This window comes from Lysinibacillus sp. 2017 (assembly GCF_003073375.1).
In the GTDB taxonomy this organism is placed as follows: Bacteria; Bacillota; Bacilli; order Bacillales_A; family Planococcaceae; genus Solibacillus.
The window spans coordinates 3,575,301-3,593,727 of sequence record NZ_CP029002.1 but is presented as its reverse complement, the minus strand read 5'-3'; the positions used below and the strand labels follow the sequence as shown (position 1 = coordinate 3,593,727).

Genomic DNA, 18,427 nt, shown 5'->3' with positions numbered 1-18,427 from the left:
AATCCAATCCTTTACTTAATGAAAATTAGGTAAAGGATTTTTTGCGTTTAAAAAGGAAAATCCATGCTGAATCTCGAAATTTCAATAGAGTGAGAATTATGAGCTGAGAAGAGCTGAGCCTGTATGAAACATAATAAGCAGATCTAAGGGGATGACAAACATGGAAAATAAATATGTTTCAATTATTGGGGTACCATGTGATTATGGACAACAACGACGAGGGGTGGACATGGGGCCAAGTGCGATTCGTTATGCAGGATTGCAAGCTAGATTAGCGGCGCTTGGCTACGATGTAGAAGACGAAGGCAATATTCAAGTATTAGATCCAGCTGTTACCGAACAACAAGATGAGAAGCTCCTTAATTTAGATGAGGTTGTTAATGTAAGTACCGCATTAGCAGAGAAGGTTCAGGCTGTTTTACAAAAGCAGCGAATGCCACTTGTTTTAGGGGGCGATCATAGTATCGCGATTGGGACGCTAGCAGGGCTGTCGACAAGATATGAAAATATGGGTGTGATTTGGTTTGATGCACATGCCGATTTAAATACACCAGATACGACACCGTCAGGCAATATTCATGGGATGCCACTTGCAACAAGTCTGGGCCTTGGTCATGAGCGTTTAACGTCAATTTTACATATGGCGCCAAAAATTAAACAGGAGAACATTGTTATTATTGGTGGACGTTCGATAGATGAAGGAGAAAGAGCATTAATTAAAGAGTGTGGGATTAAAATATATACAATGCATGAGATTGACCGCTTAGGGATGACACATGTAATGGAAGAAACCATGAAATATTTCCGTGCACGACAAATTGATGGTTTGCATTTATCGCTGGATTTAGATGCGTTAGATCCACTATACACTCCTGGAGTGGGGACTCCCGTAGCTGGAGGAATTACGTATCGTGAAAGTCATTTAGCTATGGAAATGATTCAAGAGTCAGGATTACTGACATCTACTGAATTTGTTGAGGTGAATCCGATTTTAGATGAGCTTAATAAAACAGCAGACGTGGCAGTTGCGCTGATAGGATCATTATTTGGTGAAACTTTGGTATGAATATTCGGAAAATACCCAATCAAGCAGAAAAAATTTTGCTATAATGATAGTACGTATTTAACGATGGTTAAAAAGAATTTATTTATTTAAAACGAAACCTTTTTAAAACCCATACGTAAATATAGAACAGCTAAAAAGGTGGAGAGGAAAGACAAATGGATGCGTTAGTGAATAAAAGAATAAAACAAGTGCTTAAAGGTGATCAAAACGCATATGCCGATATTGTTAACCTCTACCAGCACAAGCTGTACCAGGTGTGTTACCGTATGCTTGGCAACAAACAAGAAGCTGAAGATATTGCACAAGAGGCTTTTATTCGTGCATATATTAATCTTCATTCGTACGACCAAAAACGAAAATTTTCGACTTGGCTCTATCGGATTGCGACGAATCTATGTATCGACCGCATTCGAAAAAAGAAGCCAGATTATTATTTAGATGCAGAAGTTGCGGGTACAGAGGGGTTAGATATGTATTCACAAATCGCTGCAGACGAACAGCTTCCAGAAGAGGCTGTAGAACAAATGGAGCTTCAAGATCGTATTCAGTATGAAATTAGTCGCTTGCCTGATAAATATCGTTCGGTAATCGTTTTAAAATATATTGAGGAATTATCACTTCAAGAGATTAGTGAAATTTTAGATATGCCACTCGGTACTGTGAAAACACGTATCCATCGTGGACGAGAAGCTTTACGCAAGCAGTTAAACAATTTATAGGAGGACGATACGCATGAATACGTGTGCATCACAATTCGTGGATTATATGCACGAATATTTAGATGGTGATATAAGTCGAGAGCATGAGCAAACACTTAAACGACATTTACAAACATGTTCAAATTGCCAACAACATATGCATGAATTAAGTGACACGGTTGCGTTTATCAAAAGTGCAGCACATATTACCGCCCCTCCTAGCTTCGAGGATCAAGTAATAAGTCGGTTACCAAAACGTAAAAGTTCTGCTGGGATTAAACAGTGGTTCCGTCAGCATCCGATGTTAGTGGCAGCAGCTGTATTTTGTTTGTTTATGAGTGCTGCATTACTCGGAAGCTACCCGAATGACGATCAATTTTCTGTAACGAAACAACCGAATCTTGTAGTGGATGGTCAAACAGTAACAGTACCAGCTGGAGAGGTTATCAAAGGGGATATTGTTGTGAAAAATGGAGATATTGTCATTGAAGGAGAAGTGGATGGCAATGTAACAGTGATTAACGGCAATTATATGGCATCAACGGCAGTTGTGACAGGACAAGTGCATGAAATAGATGAGGCGTTTGGATGGCTTTGGTACAAAATTAAAAAAAGCTTTAATGAAGTCGTTGGATTGTTTCAATAGTCCGAAACTTTTACTGGAAAATGACGTTCTATTAAAGAAGGCAAAGTCTACTCGCTGGAGTAGACTTTTTCCTTTGGGGAATAAAAAAGCATAATTTTCAAGGGAATTGACATTAGAGAAGCCATAATTTCGCGCTGTTTAGTGCGTAATTTGTTTTTTTAAAGGAAGTTAATCTCCAGACTGAATTGTGCTATACTAAAACTAATATGGATTAGCTATTAAAAGTGGGGGATGCCACGTGCAATTAATGGAACAATTTACAGATATTACTGCTGTAAATCTTATTTTTAAGCTGCTAGATGTACTGCTCGTTTGGTACGTCATTTATAAAGCATTGACCCTCATTAAAGGAACGAAAGCCGTTCAATTATTGAAAGGGTTATTAATTATTGTTTTAGCAAAATTTGCAACGTATGTGTTTGGATTAGATACGCTTGATTGGCTATTACAAGAAGTCATTGATTGGGGATTCTTGGCCATCATCATTATTTTCCAACCTGAGATACGTCGAGCACTCGAACAAATTGGGCGAGGAAAGCTTTTCCAACGTACTATAAACCAACAAGATGATGAACAAACACGTTTAGTAGAGGCAATGAAAAAATCAGTAAGCTACATGGCCAAACGTCGTATTGGTGCGCTTATTTCAATTGAAAAAGAAACTGGACTCAATGAATACGTGGAAACGGGTATTAAAATGGAGTCTCACATTACTTCTGAATTAATGATTAATATCTTTATTCCGAATACGCCACTTCATGATGGCGCGGTCATTATCCAAAAAAATAAAATTTCTGCTTCGGCATGTTATCTACCATTATCGGAAAGTGCCTTTATTTCGAAAGAGTTAGGAACACGTCACCGAGCTGCACTTGGTTTAAGTGAAGTAACGGATGCCATTACGGTTGTTGTATCTGAAGAAACAGGTGCAATCAGTATTACAGCAAACGGCAATTTACACCGTAATCTTTCTATTCAAGAATTTGAAGAATTACTTCGCAAAATGTGGTTTGGTCCTGAACAAGATTCTAACTTAGCTTCTAAGTGGAATTGGGGAGGGAAGAAGAATGGATAAGTTATTTGATAGTCCATGGATGCTACGTTTAACGGCATTGTTTTTAGCAGCAGCCTTATTTTTATACGTTCAAACAGAAGAAAAACGTGAAAATGAAAATGGCGCGTCTACAGAAACAGATGTCATCACAAATGTACCACTAGAGGTGTATTATGATGAAGATAATTTGTTTGTAACGGGTTTACCTGAAACGGTCGATGTCAAAATTTCTGGACCGCCTGCAATTGTATTAAAAACGAAGCTTGAAAAGGATTTCAAAGTATTTGTCGATTTAAACGCATTGTTAATTGGAGAGCATAGCGTTACAATACAGTCTGAAAACTTTTCTGAAAAACTAAATGTATCGATTGAGCCAAGAACAGTCAATGTGGAGATAGAAGAAAAGATTACTGAAGAGTTTCGTATAGAGCCAGAGATGAATAAACGTCTCGTGGCAGAAGATTTCATAATTAATTCTATGATTGCTAATCCGAGTCGCGTAACGATTACAGGAGCAAAAAGTGTCATTGATAGTATTAGCTACGTAAAAGCGACGATTACTGGTGATAAAGGAATCAATAAATCATTTGATCAAGAAGCTACTGTAAAAGTATTAGATAGAGATTTAAATAAACTAGATGTGCGTGTTAGCCCAGAGAAAGTAAAAGTAAAAGTAGAAATTAATGAATATAGTCGAGAGCTCCCGATTACAATAAAGGAAATAGGGAAAGTAAAAGATGGGGTAACGATTGAACACTTATCAGTCGAGCCTTCAAAAATCACAATTTATGGTCCTAAAGCGACAATTGATGTACTTGAGAATGTCGTTGTTGAGGTAGATGTCTCAACAATTACAGAATCAGGTTCTTATGATTTTGCAGTCGCTTTACCAACAGGTGCAACAAAATTATCACAAGAAAAAGTTATTATTCATGCAGATGCATATAGTGAGCCTGTTGATACAGAGGATACGGATAATGAAGTAGAGTCGGATTCGAATATCAACGACTCAGAGGGAAACTAAATCGCATTAACAAAAACATGAACATACATCCGTGAAGATTGCGGAATATTAACAAATGTATGGGATGTCAAGCGTTGAAGGAGAGAATAAGTAATGGGTAAATATTTCGGAACAGATGGCGTCCGCGGTGTCGCTAACAGTGAGCTAACACCAGAGTTCGCGTTCAAACTAGGTCGTATAGGTGGGTACGTGTTAACGAAGGATGCAAAAGATCGCCCGAAAGTATTAATTGGACGTGATACACGTATTTCTGGAGAAATGTTAGAAGGTGCACTAGTTGCAGGTCTTCTTTCAATCGGTGCGGAGGTTATGCGCTTAGGTGTGATTAGTACACCGGGTGTAGCTTATCTTTCACGCGTGATGAATGCAGAAGCGGGTGTTATGATTTCAGCATCACACAATCCTGTCGCAGACAACGGCATTAAATTTTTCGGACCAGATGGCTTTAAATTAACAGATGCACAAGAAGCAGAAATTGAAAGCTACATTGATGCAGAAGAAGACACATTACCACGCCCAGTCGGAGGCGCAATCGGATCTGTATCGGATTACTTCGAGGGTGGTCAAAAATATATTTCTTATTTAAAACAAACAGTAGATGAAGATTTCGTAGGTTTACATGTCGCGTTAGACTGTGCTCACGGTGCAACTTCTTCATTAGCAACACATTTATTTGCAGATTTAGAGGCGGATATTTCAACAATGGGTGCTTCACCAGATGGCTTAAACATTAATGCAGGCGTTGGTTCAACACATCCTGAGAAGCTAGCAGCATTTGTAGTAGAACGCAGTGCAAATGTAGGTCTTGCATTTGATGGTGACGGGGACCGTTTAATCGCAGTAGATGAAAACGGTACGATTGTTGATGGTGACCAAATTATGTTCATTATCGGTAAGCATTTAAACGCAAAAGGTCGTCTAAATAAAAACACAGTTGTTTCAACTGTAATGAGTAATATGGGCTTCTACAAAGCGTTAGAAGAAAATGAAATGACAAGTGTGAAAACAGCCGTGGGTGACCGTTATGTTGTCGAAGAAATGCGTACAAATGGTTATAACGTAGGTGGCGAGCAATCAGGTCACATCGTATTCTTAGATTACAATACAACAGGTGACGGTTTACTAACAGGTATTCAATTAGTAAGCATCATGAAAGCGACAGGCAAAAAACTTTCAGAGCTTGCAGCAGAAATGACAATCTTCCCACAACGTCTAATTAACGTGCGTGTGACAGATAAGCATGCTGTAACACAAAATGAGCACGTTGCTGCGGTAATTGCAGAAGTAGAGGCAGAAATGGCTAATGAGGGTCGCGTATTAGTACGTCCTTCTGGTACAGAGCCTTTAGTGCGTGTCATGGTAGAAGCAGCGACTGAAGAAGCATGCGAAACTTATGTTCACCGCATTGCTGATGTTGTAAAAGCAGAAATGGGTTTAGCTGAATAAAACGTATAGTTTAATGAAACGCTAGGAGCAGATAGTATAATCTGTTTCTGGCGTTTTTTTATTTTTAAACACTACAGATGTTTTACTCTCAATAATTTGGGGAATCAAACTATTGTACCTTAAAAAGACGAAGGAGTGTTTTACATTGGCAAAAATTGCGACATTGATTACAGACAAATTTGAAGATGTGGAATTCACAAGTCCAAAAGAGGCATTAGAAGCTGCAGGACATACACTTGTGACCATTGACAAAGAAGGAAACAAAACGGTGACAGGTAAGCGCGGAGAAGCGACAGTGAAGATTGATAAGGGTGTTGCAGATGTGAACCCAAAAGATTTTGATGCGTTATTTATTCCAGGTGGATTTTCACCAGACATACTGCGAGATGATGACCGGGTTGTGGCATTTACAAAGCATTTCATGGATGAGATGAAACCGGTATTTGCAATTTGTCATGGACCACAGCTATTAATTACAGCGAAGTCTTTAGAAGGCCGTGATACAACGGGTTATAAATCGATTAAAGTGGATTTAGAATATGCTGGTGCGAAATTCCATGATGAAGAAGTATTTGTTTGTCAGGAACAGTTAGTAACAAGTCGTACACCAGATGATTTACCAGCATTCAACCGAGAAATTGTGAAATTATTAAAGGACAAGAGACTTTAATACAAACGACTCCATATGATAATAACAACCCATTAAAGGGAATTTTCCAAAAAGTGCCCCGTTTTTATCGATGAAGCGGGGCATTTTTTTACTTGAAACGTTTTTAAATTAGCGTTTGATTGACGGATGAAATGGTTTTATGTATGATGAAATTGCTTATGAAAACAATAGATTCATAAGTGGCGTCAAAAAGGAGGAAAGTAGACGCAAAAAACAAATCGGAAAACAATTATAGCGCCTGAGCTAAGGAAATTGAGCGGAAAAACAATCCTTAGTTGACGAGGTGGAGGATTATCGAAAATTCGGCGGATACCTCCCAATCGCACATGCCCGATTGTATGTTTCATTTTTAAAACAGAGAAGTAATTCTTTGCACAGAAAAATGAAAAGGCATCAAAACTAAAAAATTATGAAAAGCTACATCACCTTTATAATAGAGGCTTTAAACGGTTGTGATTTATTTACTAAACGAGAGTAAATAGCTGCACCCACTTTAAAGTTTCCTAAAATTGCGAAACAGGCAAAAAAGGGCGATTTTGTAGTCTACTTTTGCATTGTCTAAAGTAGTGTGATGTGAGCTAACAATCGGAGGAAAAAATATGTGTGGAATTGTAGGATATAACGGCGTATTAGACGCAAAGGAAATTTTATTAAAAGGGTTAGAAAAATTAGAGTACCGCGGTTATGATTCAGCGGGTATTGCTGTACACAATGAAGAAGGCGTAACGATCTTCAAAGAAAAAGGCCGTATTGCGGATTTACGTAAAGCAGTAAATGATGACGTAGAAGCAGCAGTAGGGATTGGACATACACGTTGGGCAACTCATGGTGTACCAAACCGCTTAAATGCGCACCCGCATACAAGTGCTTCAGGTCGTTTTACTTTAGTGCATAACGGTGTAATTGAAAACTATCACTTATTACAAAAAGCTTATTTAAAAGGCATTCAAATGGCCTCAGATACAGATACAGAAGTAATCGTACAGCTTGTTGAGTTATTCTCAAAAAATGGTTTAACAACAGTTGAAGCATTCCGTAAAACATTGTCATTATTACACGGTTCTTACGCATTAGCATTACTTGATAGCGAAGACGTAGAAACTATTTATGTGGCAAAAAACAAATCACCATTACTAGTAGGTGTTGGCGAAGACTTCAACGTTATCGCTTCAGATGCGATGGCAATGTTACAAGTAACAGATCAATTTATCGAATTACACGATAAAGAGGTTGTCCTAGTACGTAAAGATAAAGTAGAAATTTCAACATTAGATGGCCGTGTAATTGAACGTGCACCATTCAAAGCTGAGCTAGATGCGTCTGATATTGAAAAAGGCACATACCCTCACTACATGTTAAAAGAAATGGATGAGCAACCAACTGTTATCCGTAAAATTATTCAAGCTTATGGAAAAGGCGATGACGTAACCATTGATGCGGACATTTTAAAAGCCATTTCAGAAGCCGATCGTTTATATATTATCGCAGCAGGTACGAGTTATCATGCCGGCTTAATCGGTAAACAATATTTCGAAAAAATTGCTGGTATCCCTGTAGAGGTTCACATTTCAAGTGAGTTCGGCTACAACATGCCATTACTATCGAAAAAACCATTATTCATCTTCATTTCACAATCAGGTGAAACTGCGGATAGTCGCCAAGTATTAGTGAAAATTAAAGAGCTAGGCTACCAATCATTAACTGTAACGAACGCACAAGGCTCTACGCTTTCTCGTGAAGCAGATTACACATTACTATTACATGCTGGTCCAGAAATCGCCGTAGCTTCTACAAAAGCTTATGTGGCACAAATTGCCGTACTTGCAGTGGCAGCGTATGCAGTAGCGAAAGAAACAGGTGTAGCACTTAATTTTGACTTAAAACAAGAGCTAGCAATTGTAGCGAACGGTATCCAAACAATCATCGACTCAAAAGTTGACTTGGAACAAATCGCAGAAGATTACTTGAAAATCGCACGCAACGCATTCTTCATCGGCCGTAATATGGACTTCTGTGTATCTCTAGAAGGTGCATTAAAATTAAAAGAAATCTCATATATCCAAGCGGAAGGATTCGCGGGTGGTGAGTTAAAACACGGTACAATCGCGTTAATCGAAGAAGGTACGCCAGTATTCGCATTAGCAACTCAAAAAGCGGTAGCCCTTAACATTCGCGGTAACGTGAAAGAAGTCGTAGCGCGCGGTGCCAACGCTTGCATCATCGCAATGGAAGGCATGGAGGAAGAAGGCGATCGCCTAGTAATCCCTCACGTACATGAGTTATTAACGCCACTTGTATCTGTTGTGCCATTACAGCTAATCAGCTACTATGCGGCACTTCACCGCCGTTGTGATGTGGATAAACCGAGAAATTTAGCCAAATCAGTAACTGTTGAGTAATAGTGTAATAGAGTTTTAATGTAATATATTGTAAATTAATCCCCTCTAGGATATTGTGTTCTAGAGGGGATTTTTTTATTATCATAGACCAAATATATAGTATTTAAAAAGCTATATCATAACGTATCGTCTCTGATGCTTAATAGAATAGGAAAATAAATGTTAATGAAATTTAACAAAGAAAGAGTGGTAAAAGTGTACAACAAGAACTATTTAATTCTTATTCTATTTGCATTAGTAGTTGGTATTTGTTTTGTGCTAACTTCATGTAATTTTATAGAAGGTACACCTGAGGGATACAAACTTCCAATTGCGAAATATGAGACATTAGATTCTGACCACTTTTCGGTTACTATCGAATTTTTTGAAGAAGATAATGGAAATGAAAAAGAGGAGAAATATGCAACAGTAGTCATTCACCAGTATTCTGAATCGATCATTTCGCTTCCAGTCGATGCAATTATTCCATTTCAAATTCAGGGAACCAACGTAAAGGGAGAGGCACAGTTGGATATTCTTACAACGATAAAAGTTCCGGAAATAAATTCAGTTGAACTACAAAACCTACTAGAGAATGAAGAACCGATGATAGTTGTGCTCGAAGATTATGAGGAAGTAAATTTGATTTACAGAACGCCTCGAGTACCGAGTCAATGACAAAAATGATGGACTTCAATGTGTAAGTTTAATTTGAACTGTAAAATGGTGAATTCTAGAATTTACATTCCAAGAGGGATTTTTTAGATTCATGTGTAATTAAAACAAGTAGAAGGATATTTTCATTTTATTTCAACTCAAAAGGAGCCCAACAATGGATAAAAACAAATTAATTTCACTGTTCCACAAAGAACTTCGACATGAGGCCCAAACACTTGGATACATAAGAGAGGAAACCGAACATGTCGTGCGTCACGTTTCAAAATTTGGTGACTCGGGGTTTATTATTGCTTCTAATGTAAACGCAGATAACGCAAGAGAAGTGATTCAAAATGAGTTGAACTACTTTAGTAATCTTAAGCAGAATTTTGAGTGGAAAGTATATAACTACGATCAGCCTGAAAATTTGAAAGACCTACTTGAACAGCAAGGTTTTACAGATGGGGATCCAGAAGCGTTAATGGTCATGGAAATAACGAATGAGCATCCTTTGCTAACAAATAACCTGCACACTGATGTAAGAGAAATAACGGAAGAACAAGGTATTCAAGATATTGTGGCGCTAGAAGATGCGATTTGGGATGAATCTCATGCGGAGCTTGGCAATAAACTTTGGAGAGACAAACAAAGTAATCCAGATTCATTATACATTTATGGGATTTATGAAGAGGGGCAGCTTGTTAGCGCGGCTTGGATGTACATAGAGGAAAATTCTTCGTTTACAAGTCTTTGGGGAGGTTCAACGTTGCCATCGTTTAGAGGGAAAGGTTATTACACGAAACTACTAGCTGCCCGTGCACAAAAGGCATACGAAAAGGGACATCCTTTCTTAACTGTTGATGCCAGCCCAATGAGCAAACCTATTCTAGAAAAGTGTGGTTTTGCCTGTCTTGCTTATTCTTATGGATACCAGTCACCTACTATTGAATGAGAAAGACTGCATCGGGTACACTTACAAATTAATCAAAGCTGCCTAAGAAATCTCAAATTCCTAGGCAACTTTCTATTTCAAAAAATTATTTCCTCGCAGTATCCACAATAAACTCCTGCACTTTATCAATATCCACATTACCACCAGAAATTACTGACACAATATTTTTGCCATGTAGATTCAGCTTATTAAACATCGCTGCGGCAATTGTTGTCGCGCTTGATGGTTCGATGAGTTGTTTTGTGCGTTCTAAAACAAAGCTAAAGGCATAACGGATTTCGTCTTCTGTAACAAGAACAAGGTCATCTAAATAGTTCATTAAGACAGGGAATGTTAAGTCACCAGGTTGGTTCGTGCGAAGTCCATCCGCAATTGTATTAGTAGCAGGGATGGCTGTAATCTTCCTTTGTTGCATGGACAAATATGTATCGTTCGCAATGGCTGGTTCTACACCGATAACTTTAATTTTGGGATTCGTTTCTTTGATTGTTGTAAGGATTCCTGAAATCAGTCCGCCGCCACCGATTGGGACAATAATCGCATCTATATGATCGAGCTGCTCTAAAATTTCAAGACCGATTGTTCCTTGACCTGCCATGATGAATGGGTCGTCATAAGGTGGAATATAGATCCCGTTTTCCTGTTCGGCGATTTGCTGTGCTCTTGGCAAGCGTTCTCCCGAAGTTGTGCCACACATTTCTACTTTGCCATTGTAGCCTACGATAGCATTCACTTTACACATACTCACATTTTCAGGAACAACAATTGTTGCTGGCACCCCGTACTTATTGGCAACATAGGCAACAGCTTGTCCGTGATTGCCTGATGAAGCTGTTGTGACATGCTTGGCACCATTTTCAATCGCATGGATTGCCATATTACTCGCACCTCGAATTTTAAAGGAACCTGTTTTCTGTAAGTGCTCGGATTTTAAAAATAGTTTGTTGCCGCAAATGGTTGAGAGTTGTTCGGACTTTAAAAGTGGTGTTGTATAAACTGTATTTTGAATTCGTTGTCTTGCTTCTTGAACGTCTTTTAAGGAAATCATATGTTGCACTCCTATTCTTTAACGGCAATAATAAAATCAATCTCCACGGGTGTGTTGCTTGGCAGTGTTGCAACACCAACTGCTGTGCGTGCATGACGGCCTTTTTCTTCGAAGATTTTTTCGAGTAATGCAGAAGCTGCATCTAGCACTTTCGATGGTTCATAAAAGTCCGGTGCTGTCTGAATGTAGCCAGTTACTTTTAAAACTTGTTCGACGTTATCCAGTGAACCAATCGATTGTTTTAAAGAGCTAAGTCCCTTTAACACACAATACTCAGCTAGTTCCTGCGCTTGCTCAATCGTCACACCTTGCCCAACTTTCCCAGGATAGGGGATCTCTCCATTTATTCTTGGAACTTGACCGCTAATATAGGCCACTCCTTGATGAATGGTTACAGGAACATAATGATACAAAGGGGCAGTCGCATCTGGCAATTCTAAGCTTAAGTCTTTCAATCGCTGTTCAATGCCACTCATTTGTAAAACTCCTCTCAAGCTGACTATTTTAACCTTCTATTAGTTTAAGAAAGTAAGCGAAAAATCCTTCTTTATAAGAGGTCACCCAGTTTATAATCGAATCGATCCATAACCTCTTCTTCCTTCAAAAAGAAACTGAATAATACTTTCATAGTAAGGAATAAATGTCCCATCTTCTATCATCTTTAAAATTTCCTCCTGAGTTGCCCATTTCACTGCTTGTACTTCTTCTTGCTGTAATGTTAGTGAATTCAAATCAACGTCAGAGTCAATCAAATAATAATCATCAAACCCGTTTTGGAAGTTCATCGTAAATCGGGGGCGCATGTTTTCAAAGTTATATTGAAGACCAAGCTCCTCAGATAATTCCCTCGAAGCAGCCTGCTGACTCGTATCGCCAGCAACCGCGCTACCGCCACACGTGAGATCCCAAAGATTCGACCACCCATGTTTAAAAGGCTGACGCTGCTGAATGAGCATTTCTCCTTTTGAATTAAAAATACAAACATGCACGACCACGTGAAAATCGTTTGGCTCCATTGCGTCACCACGTGTAATTTGTTTATCTAATTTTTTGCGATCTTGATCATAGACATCCCATTTTTCCATTATGTATCCTCCTCATTTCTTGTGCGATTTGCTTTTTAAAATCCTCTCGCAAAACCGCATAAATTTTCAAATCATGATACGCGCCTTTTGCAAAGATTCCTTTACGCAGTGTTCCTTCATAGGTCATTCCTACTTTTTGCATTACGCGCTCAGAGCCGATATTTTCTGCAAAGCAGCGCGCGTAAATGCGTTCTAAATGTAATTCCTTAAAGCCAAAATTAATTAGTTCCTGTGTAGCCTCGCTCACAATGCCTTTGCCCCAATAGTTATCCGATATCGTATAGCCAATTTCGGCAATGCGAGCTGTCCTATCTAAAGTTACAAAATCAATCGTACCAACAAATGTACCCGATTCTTTTAGCGTAATAGCCCAAGCTAAATAGCCCTCTAGGTATTTTTTATTCATGAGTTTTAAAAATTGTTTTGTTTGGCGAAGCGAGGTGTGTGTATCCCAAAGTACATATTTTGTGACCTCATCCTTCGAAGCATATTCAAACATCGCCTTTGCATCTAAAATATGAAGCTCACGTAATCGCAGTCGCTCAGTTTCTAAAATAGGTAAAACCATTGTCATCACCTCAATTTACGAATTGATTTATTTGAAATATCAGACTATTGTTGGGTTCAAATTATAACCATCGCTCTAGATTAAGTCAATCTATTTAAAAGTAGTATGCAAGTTTAAAAAACATGATTTCCACGGGCAGAGAAACGCATAGACTCCACAAAATCAAAGAAGCATGCATTCAAAAATGAATGAGGGCTATAACTTTTCATAAAGGAAATGGACAAATTTAATAAATAAAATATCAGGCACATGAGAAACTATTTTACTCATGTGCCTAATATTTTTAGAGAAATGATTAGTCCATCAAGCGCTTTTTATAAAGGATAACGGAAATGATTGTTACAGCAATTGTCCAAATAAGCATAATGCCTAAGCTTTCAAACGTATCGGAAAGTTTATAATTTGTCTGCATGAGGTCAAGTAAATTCGCTAATTGCGCACTCGGGAAATATTCTAAAATAGCTAAGAATGGAAAACGGTCTTCAAACATAATTCCAAATTGACTCGCAGTAAAGATGATCAATACAGGGAATACGGCTAAAGAAGCTTCCATGACTGATTTTGAAAACAGCCCGCAAATTGTACCTAATGCAGTGTACAAAATAATCGATAATATAACAGCTACAATAAATACAGCATAATTGTCAGGCGTATAGCCCAAAATATAGACAGTGACAGCAAGAATAAAAGCTGATAATACAAAAACTAAAGCACTTTTTCCTAAAAGCACATCAAAAATACTAGCGGGTGTCATCATTAAAGAACGTAGGGTATTTTTTTCTTTTTCTTCAGCAATTAGACATGCCTGAACAAAGCTTGTTAACATGGCAAATGAAAAATTAAGTACGAATGCTGTCATAAAAGTTTGTGTAGGATCATCACTGCGATAAAGTAAGGCAAATAATATCGGGAAAAATAATATGATGGAAATCGCATAGTTTCTTGAAAATTCCTTATAGTCCTTTAAAAAAATTGCTTGAATTCTTTTGTATGAAATGTTCATGATAATTCACTCCCTGTTAGCTTCATAAATATATCCCCTAAGCTTGGTTCACTTGTCTTAATGGAGTCGAGCTGATTTGTTGCGAGCCAATGCGAAATTTGAGTTCCTGACCGTTCATCCATCGATAATTCATGAATTTTTCCATCTTTCAATTCCACATGAATCACACCATCTCGATACTGTTTTTTTAACTCTTGTGGTGCTCCGATTGCTTGAATTTCACCTTTGTGCAAAATCGCGACTCTGTCACAAAGTGTTTCGGCTTCTGTCATATCATGAGTCGTTAAAAAAATTGTTGTACCACGATCATTTAAATAACGTAAGCCTTTGTAAATATGCGCCGTATTCATAGGATCTAGCGCAGAGGTCGGCTCATCTAAAAATAGCAATTCTGGTTCATGGATAATTGCACATGCAAGTGTCACACGTTGTCGCATTCCTTTAGATAGTTGATTGACACGTTTTTTTCGATCTTCTTTTAAATTTACAAAGTCCAATACCTTATCGACTGAACTTTTTGGGAGTTCGTACAATTGACGGAAAACTTCTAGATTTTCCTCAATCGTTAAACGATCATATAAGCCACTATTATCTGTTAAAATACCGAAGCGGTTTTTTTGTTTGGCAGTCTGCATTTGTTTGGCTGGTGAACCAAGTACCATTGCTTGCCCAACTGTTTGTTCTAGTTGAGCTGTCAAAATTTTAATGAGGGTCGTTTTTCCTGAGCCACTAGGACCAAGAAAGCCAAAAATCTCACCCTTTGGAATTGTAAAAGAAACATTCGATAACGCCTCTTTTTTATCGAAGCGCTTTTTAATATTTTGAACAGAAATCACGTTCATCTTCATCACTCCTTCAAGTTGTTACACTGAGTGTAAAAGAAGAAATGAACAAAGACTGCTGTTTTCCGTTGAATTGTACCTATTTTCCGTTGAACTGTACCGAATGGAGGTTCAAGTTGTCGAATTATTTCCTAGGAAATTAAATATTCAATAGGTCTCGTAAATCTTGTAGTTTCGCTCTCGATAAAGGTACAACTGAATCTTTCCCTATATTTAATCGTAAACTATAACTATTTTTCGTCCATGTAATAATTTCTCGTACCTTTTGGAGATTTACAATATAGGAACGATGACATCTAAAGAAACCGTATGATTTTAATCTTTTTTCAAGCTCGGTTAAAGTCAATGCACACGAATAATTTTCCCCACCTACATGAACCAATATTGTCCCTTCAACACTCTCGATATAATCAATTTCAGGTGGATCAAAAAGGATAGTTTTTTCGTTTTTCCTCGTTGAAATTTTTTCTAATTTAAATGGTTGAGGTTCTTCTATAGCTTCTTCTTGATCTTCTGAATCTGCAATATCTAATTGCTTTAAACCTTGCTCATCCAATCGATAGATTTTATGACAAGAAATTAAGGCATCTTCTAAATTAGAAGCTAAAATAACTAATCTTTTCGTTGAAGAAAGTTCGTCTAAAATTCTACTGAAAATTTTTCGATCCGATTCATCAAGATAAAAATAGGGTTCTTCTAGAACGATTGTCGGTTGCTGTGCAAAGTAAACACGTAATTGCTTAATAAAGATTTGCTTTGAATAAGGAATATGTTTAATTCTCGTGTGTTGTATATCCGTTAGTCCAAACTTTTCAATTAAAAAATCAATCTTATGTAAACTCCCAGTAATAGTAGCTAAAAATTTTAAAAGCTCTTTTACTGTATGACGTTCATATTCACCTGTATTTGCATTTGAAATATAAATATAGTCTTGCATTTTTAATTCGGCTAATAAGGATTGCTTTCTTAGCACATCCGTTTGAATGCCGATGATTTCATGTATTTCAGGCTTGAGCTTTAATTCTGGTATTAATGTTTTCCCTTTGTAAAATACTTCTTTAATAATCATAGCTGCCTCCCAATAAATTAGATAATTGTCATAATATTGTAATTATACTAAAGTGAGCATATCAATTGTAGAATTTGTAAATGGTCTCTCGTCAGCAAAACTTAAAGTCAAGAAGTTAACGAGAAAAAAATTACCCATCAAAGTAGTGAGTAAAAGGAGGGGAATGATGAGGGGGGCTTTTTGTCCGAGGAAATTGTATGTTTTTTAGGTTATATCGCACACTTGTTGAATTGGAAGGCAAAGAAAGGACAGCTATTTGATTACTTCGGTGATCATTCAAAGGAACTGTTGTAACAAGTAATCTATGCAATAAGCATCACCTGTTAACGTAACAACGTAATAAGAGCGAAAATTAACGGTCGATGATATTTTCGCGTTTGGTAACGACAGCAATGACCAATGCTTATTTGAGCAGCATTTATATAGTTAATACCACAGATTAAGTTTGTAATACTATGATGTGTGTTTAATAGGAAGATGTTTATTTAGTAGGAAATGAAGTTTTTGGTAATCATTTGAGAAGCTATTAAAAAAGTAGTCAGCTTCTTCTAATGTATCAAAATGATATTGTGCAATTTCTATAGTGTTCTCGATACACTCACTGCCTTCATTTAAAAAAAACTGTACTTCAAAATACCATTTATCAAAAAGTACGGTCACTGTTTTTTTATTGGTCAACCCAATGAAGATTTCAATTTCGATGTAAGGGTTTGAAAAGGGAATTTTTTTATTTATATAATTCATCTCAAGACACCGCCTTTACTAAATTAATCTATAGAGGGAAATTATCATTGATGGAAGAATACTATAAAAAGTAGCACTCTATAATAATCATTGATTATTATAAATAATAAGTGGGATAACTAGGTCATTCAATCTACAAAATATTAGAATACAAATATTTTTTAAGATAAAAATAAAAACCCTATCAATTTTTATATTGATAGGGCAAAATTACGATAAAATTAAAGGAAAGGAATAATAAGGTTGTATGGTAAATCACTTAAGAAAGTAATAACAAATTTAAACATTATCTCACCTCATTTCAAAATAGGATATATAGGAGTAAATCATATGAACCTAGAGAATAAAATTAAATCCATGCGAAAATTAAAGGGTCTTTCACAAAAAGAATTGTGTGATGGAATCTGTTCACAAGGCATGTTAAGTCAAATCGAGAACAATAAACATATTCCCAATATCCAACTCATAACAAAGTTGTGTAATCGACTTGGTATTTCGTTAGATGAACTAAATATACAAACAGTGAATGATCTGGATATAAAGCAAGATTTAAAAGAAAAACTAGCTTCACTTTTTTATCAGCGTAAGTATGAAGAATTATATCAACTGATTAAGTCACATCGGCTGAATACCTATTTTTTCACAAAAACGGATCAACAACTCATTTTGTTTTATGAAGCCCTTTATTATGGTTTCGTAAAAGAAGAACATCATAAATCATATGAAATGCTAGAAAAGTCTTTGTCTTTTACGTTCCATTCAAAAAAGCAGCAACTTACATATAAAGAGATTTTAATCATCAATAACTTGGCAATTATGATGAATAAATTAAATATGTTACAAGATGCGAATGACTATTTTGAATTAATACTTTCAAATGTTGAAGAAAATCAAAAAATTGAAAATGAAGAAAAGTTGACTATCGTATTTTTTAATATTGCCAATGCATATTCTAAAAATGGTAACTATGAAAAGGCATTGGAAATTGCAATAAAAGGGATTGAATGGGCTAATAAACCGAATATTAGTACGCAAATACGTCTGAACTATCTCTATTACGAAAAAGCATATAATGAACAGAAGTTGGGGATTGCTAATTATATGGAATCGTATAAAATCGCCTATTATTTATCAATAAATGCTAACGACGATTTCTTAAAGAAATACATTCAATCCAAGATTATCGTTGACTAGTCTTCTTTTAATAATCTTATTAGTAGAATAATGGTCTATTATCGTAAAATCTATCAATAGAAAATTAGAATTCTAATATATGTGGCGAAAAATTTATGGAGTTTTGGAATAGTGAGGTAGTAGGCTTTAGCTGAGGAACAACAAGAAAGCATGATCCAGCTCGCTTAGTGCCGATTGCTGAAAAGGTCATTAATCTTTTTGTATTTAAACAAATTTCACTTCCAGTTAGTATGAAGGTAAGGTATTAATAAAACTATAGAAGAAAGCAACTAGAAAGGGCAGA

At 36.8% G+C, this 18,427-nt stretch carries 19 protein-coding genes; 11 read left to right on the top strand and 8 right to left on the bottom strand.

Annotated features, from left to right (window positions below; genetic code table 11):
• Positions 1–160 precede the first annotated feature (160 nt).
• From rocF to DCE79_RS17550, 10 genes are all read left to right on the top strand, one after another.
• On the top strand, positions 161–1,066 hold the full coding sequence (gene rocF, locus DCE79_RS17595) for an arginase (RefSeq protein WP_108714248.1): 906 nt from the start codon (positions 161–163) through the stop codon (positions 1,064–1,066).
• 155 nt (positions 1,067–1,221) lie between these two features.
• Entirely contained in the window at positions 1,222–1,785 is a 564-nt protein-coding gene (gene sigW / locus DCE79_RS17590) for an RNA polymerase sigma factor SigW (protein ID WP_108714247.1), read from the top strand.
• A 13-nt stretch (positions 1,786–1,798) separates the two neighbouring features.
• Positions 1,799–2,410, top strand: a complete 612-nt coding sequence (locus tag DCE79_RS17585; RefSeq protein WP_108714246.1) for a zf-HC2 domain-containing protein — start codon at positions 1,799–1,801, stop codon at positions 2,408–2,410.
• Positions 2,411–2,648: 238 nt separating this feature from the next.
• Positions 2,649–3,485: a diadenylate cyclase CdaA gene (gene cdaA / locus DCE79_RS17580; RefSeq protein WP_108714245.1), complete on the top strand. Its 837-nt coding sequence runs from the start codon at positions 2,649–2,651 to the stop codon at positions 3,483–3,485.
• Entirely contained in the window at positions 3,478–4,488 is a 1,011-nt protein-coding gene (locus DCE79_RS17575; RefSeq protein ID WP_108714244.1) for a CdaR family protein, read from the top strand. The genes cdaA and DCE79_RS17575 overlap by 8 nt, the downstream gene beginning before the upstream one ends.
• Before the next feature lie 93 nt (positions 4,489–4,581).
• Positions 4,582–5,934 carry a phosphoglucosamine mutase gene (gene glmM, locus DCE79_RS17570; protein ID WP_108714243.1) on the top strand — a complete coding sequence of 451 codons (1,353 nt, stop codon included), beginning with the start codon at positions 4,582–4,584 and terminating at the stop codon, positions 5,932–5,934.
• Positions 5,935–6,079: 145 nt separating this feature from the next.
• Positions 6,080–6,604, top strand: coding sequence for a type 1 glutamine amidotransferase domain-containing protein (locus DCE79_RS17565; protein WP_108714242.1), 525 nt, complete (start codon positions 6,080–6,082; stop codon positions 6,602–6,604).
• A 599-nt stretch (positions 6,605–7,203) separates the two neighbouring features.
• On the top strand, positions 7,204–9,003 hold the full coding sequence (gene glmS, locus DCE79_RS17560) for a glutamine--fructose-6-phosphate transaminase (isomerizing) (protein WP_108714241.1): 1,800 nt from the start codon (positions 7,204–7,206) through the stop codon (positions 9,001–9,003).
• 159 nt (positions 9,004–9,162) lie between these two features.
• Complete coding sequence (locus DCE79_RS17555; protein ID WP_159083123.1) at positions 9,163–9,660, top strand: hypothetical protein; 498 nt, start codon at positions 9,163–9,165, stop codon at positions 9,658–9,660.
• Between the two features lie 154 nt (positions 9,661–9,814).
• The gene (locus DCE79_RS17550; RefSeq protein ID WP_108714239.1) at positions 9,815–10,591 is read left to right on the top strand and encodes a GNAT family N-acetyltransferase; all 777 of its coding nucleotides are present in this window, start codon (positions 9,815–9,817) and stop codon (positions 10,589–10,591) included.
• Positions 10,592–10,676: 85 nt separating this feature from the next.
• Here the strand turns inward: DCE79_RS17550 and DCE79_RS17545 are convergent, their stop codons facing one another.
• The 8 genes from DCE79_RS17545 to DCE79_RS17510 all read right to left on the bottom strand — a co-directional run bounded on the left by DCE79_RS17545 (position 10,677) and on the right by DCE79_RS17510 (position 16,950).
• Positions 10,677–11,639 (bottom strand): threonine ammonia-lyase, encoded by a 963-nt coding sequence (locus DCE79_RS17545; RefSeq protein ID WP_108714238.1) that lies wholly within the window; start codon positions 11,637–11,639, stop codon positions 10,677–10,679.
• A gap of 11 nt (positions 11,640–11,650) precedes the next feature.
• Positions 11,651–12,115, bottom strand: a complete 465-nt coding sequence (locus DCE79_RS17540; RefSeq protein ID WP_108714237.1) for a RidA family protein — start codon at positions 12,113–12,115, stop codon at positions 11,651–11,653.
• Between the two features lie 90 nt (positions 12,116–12,205).
• A complete protein-coding gene (locus DCE79_RS17535) occupies positions 12,206–12,724 on the bottom strand; it encodes an NUDIX hydrolase (protein ID WP_108714236.1) in 519 nt (172 codons plus the stop codon).
• On the bottom strand, positions 12,702–13,292 hold the full coding sequence (locus DCE79_RS17530; protein ID WP_234417292.1) for a GNAT family N-acetyltransferase: 591 nt from the start codon (positions 13,290–13,292) through the stop codon (positions 12,702–12,704). The genes DCE79_RS17535 and DCE79_RS17530 overlap by 23 nt, the downstream gene beginning before the upstream one ends.
• 295 nt (positions 13,293–13,587) lie before the next feature.
• Positions 13,588–14,295 carry an ABC transporter permease gene (locus DCE79_RS17525; RefSeq protein WP_108714234.1) on the bottom strand — a complete coding sequence of 236 codons (708 nt, stop codon included), beginning with the start codon at positions 14,293–14,295 and terminating at the stop codon, positions 13,588–13,590.
• Positions 14,292–15,137 carry an ABC transporter ATP-binding protein gene (locus tag DCE79_RS17520; RefSeq protein ID WP_108714233.1) on the bottom strand — a complete coding sequence of 282 codons (846 nt, stop codon included), beginning with the start codon at positions 15,135–15,137 and terminating at the stop codon, positions 14,292–14,294. The genes DCE79_RS17525 and DCE79_RS17520 overlap by 4 nt, the downstream gene beginning before the upstream one ends.
• A gap of 139 nt (positions 15,138–15,276) precedes the next feature.
• A complete protein-coding gene (locus DCE79_RS17515; RefSeq protein ID WP_108714232.1) occupies positions 15,277–16,206 on the bottom strand; it encodes a LytTR family transcriptional regulator DNA-binding domain-containing protein in 930 nt (309 codons plus the stop codon).
• A gap of 453 nt (positions 16,207–16,659) precedes the next feature.
• Complete coding sequence (locus DCE79_RS17510) at positions 16,660–16,950, bottom strand: hypothetical protein (protein WP_108714231.1); 291 nt, start codon at positions 16,948–16,950, stop codon at positions 16,660–16,662.
• 330 nt (positions 16,951–17,280) lie between these two features.
• Between DCE79_RS17510 and DCE79_RS17505 the strand changes: the two genes are divergently transcribed.
• Positions 17,281–18,144, top strand: a complete 864-nt coding sequence (locus tag DCE79_RS17505) for a helix-turn-helix domain-containing protein (RefSeq protein WP_108714230.1) — start codon at positions 17,281–17,283, stop codon at positions 18,142–18,144.
• Positions 18,145–18,427 lie beyond the last annotated feature (283 nt).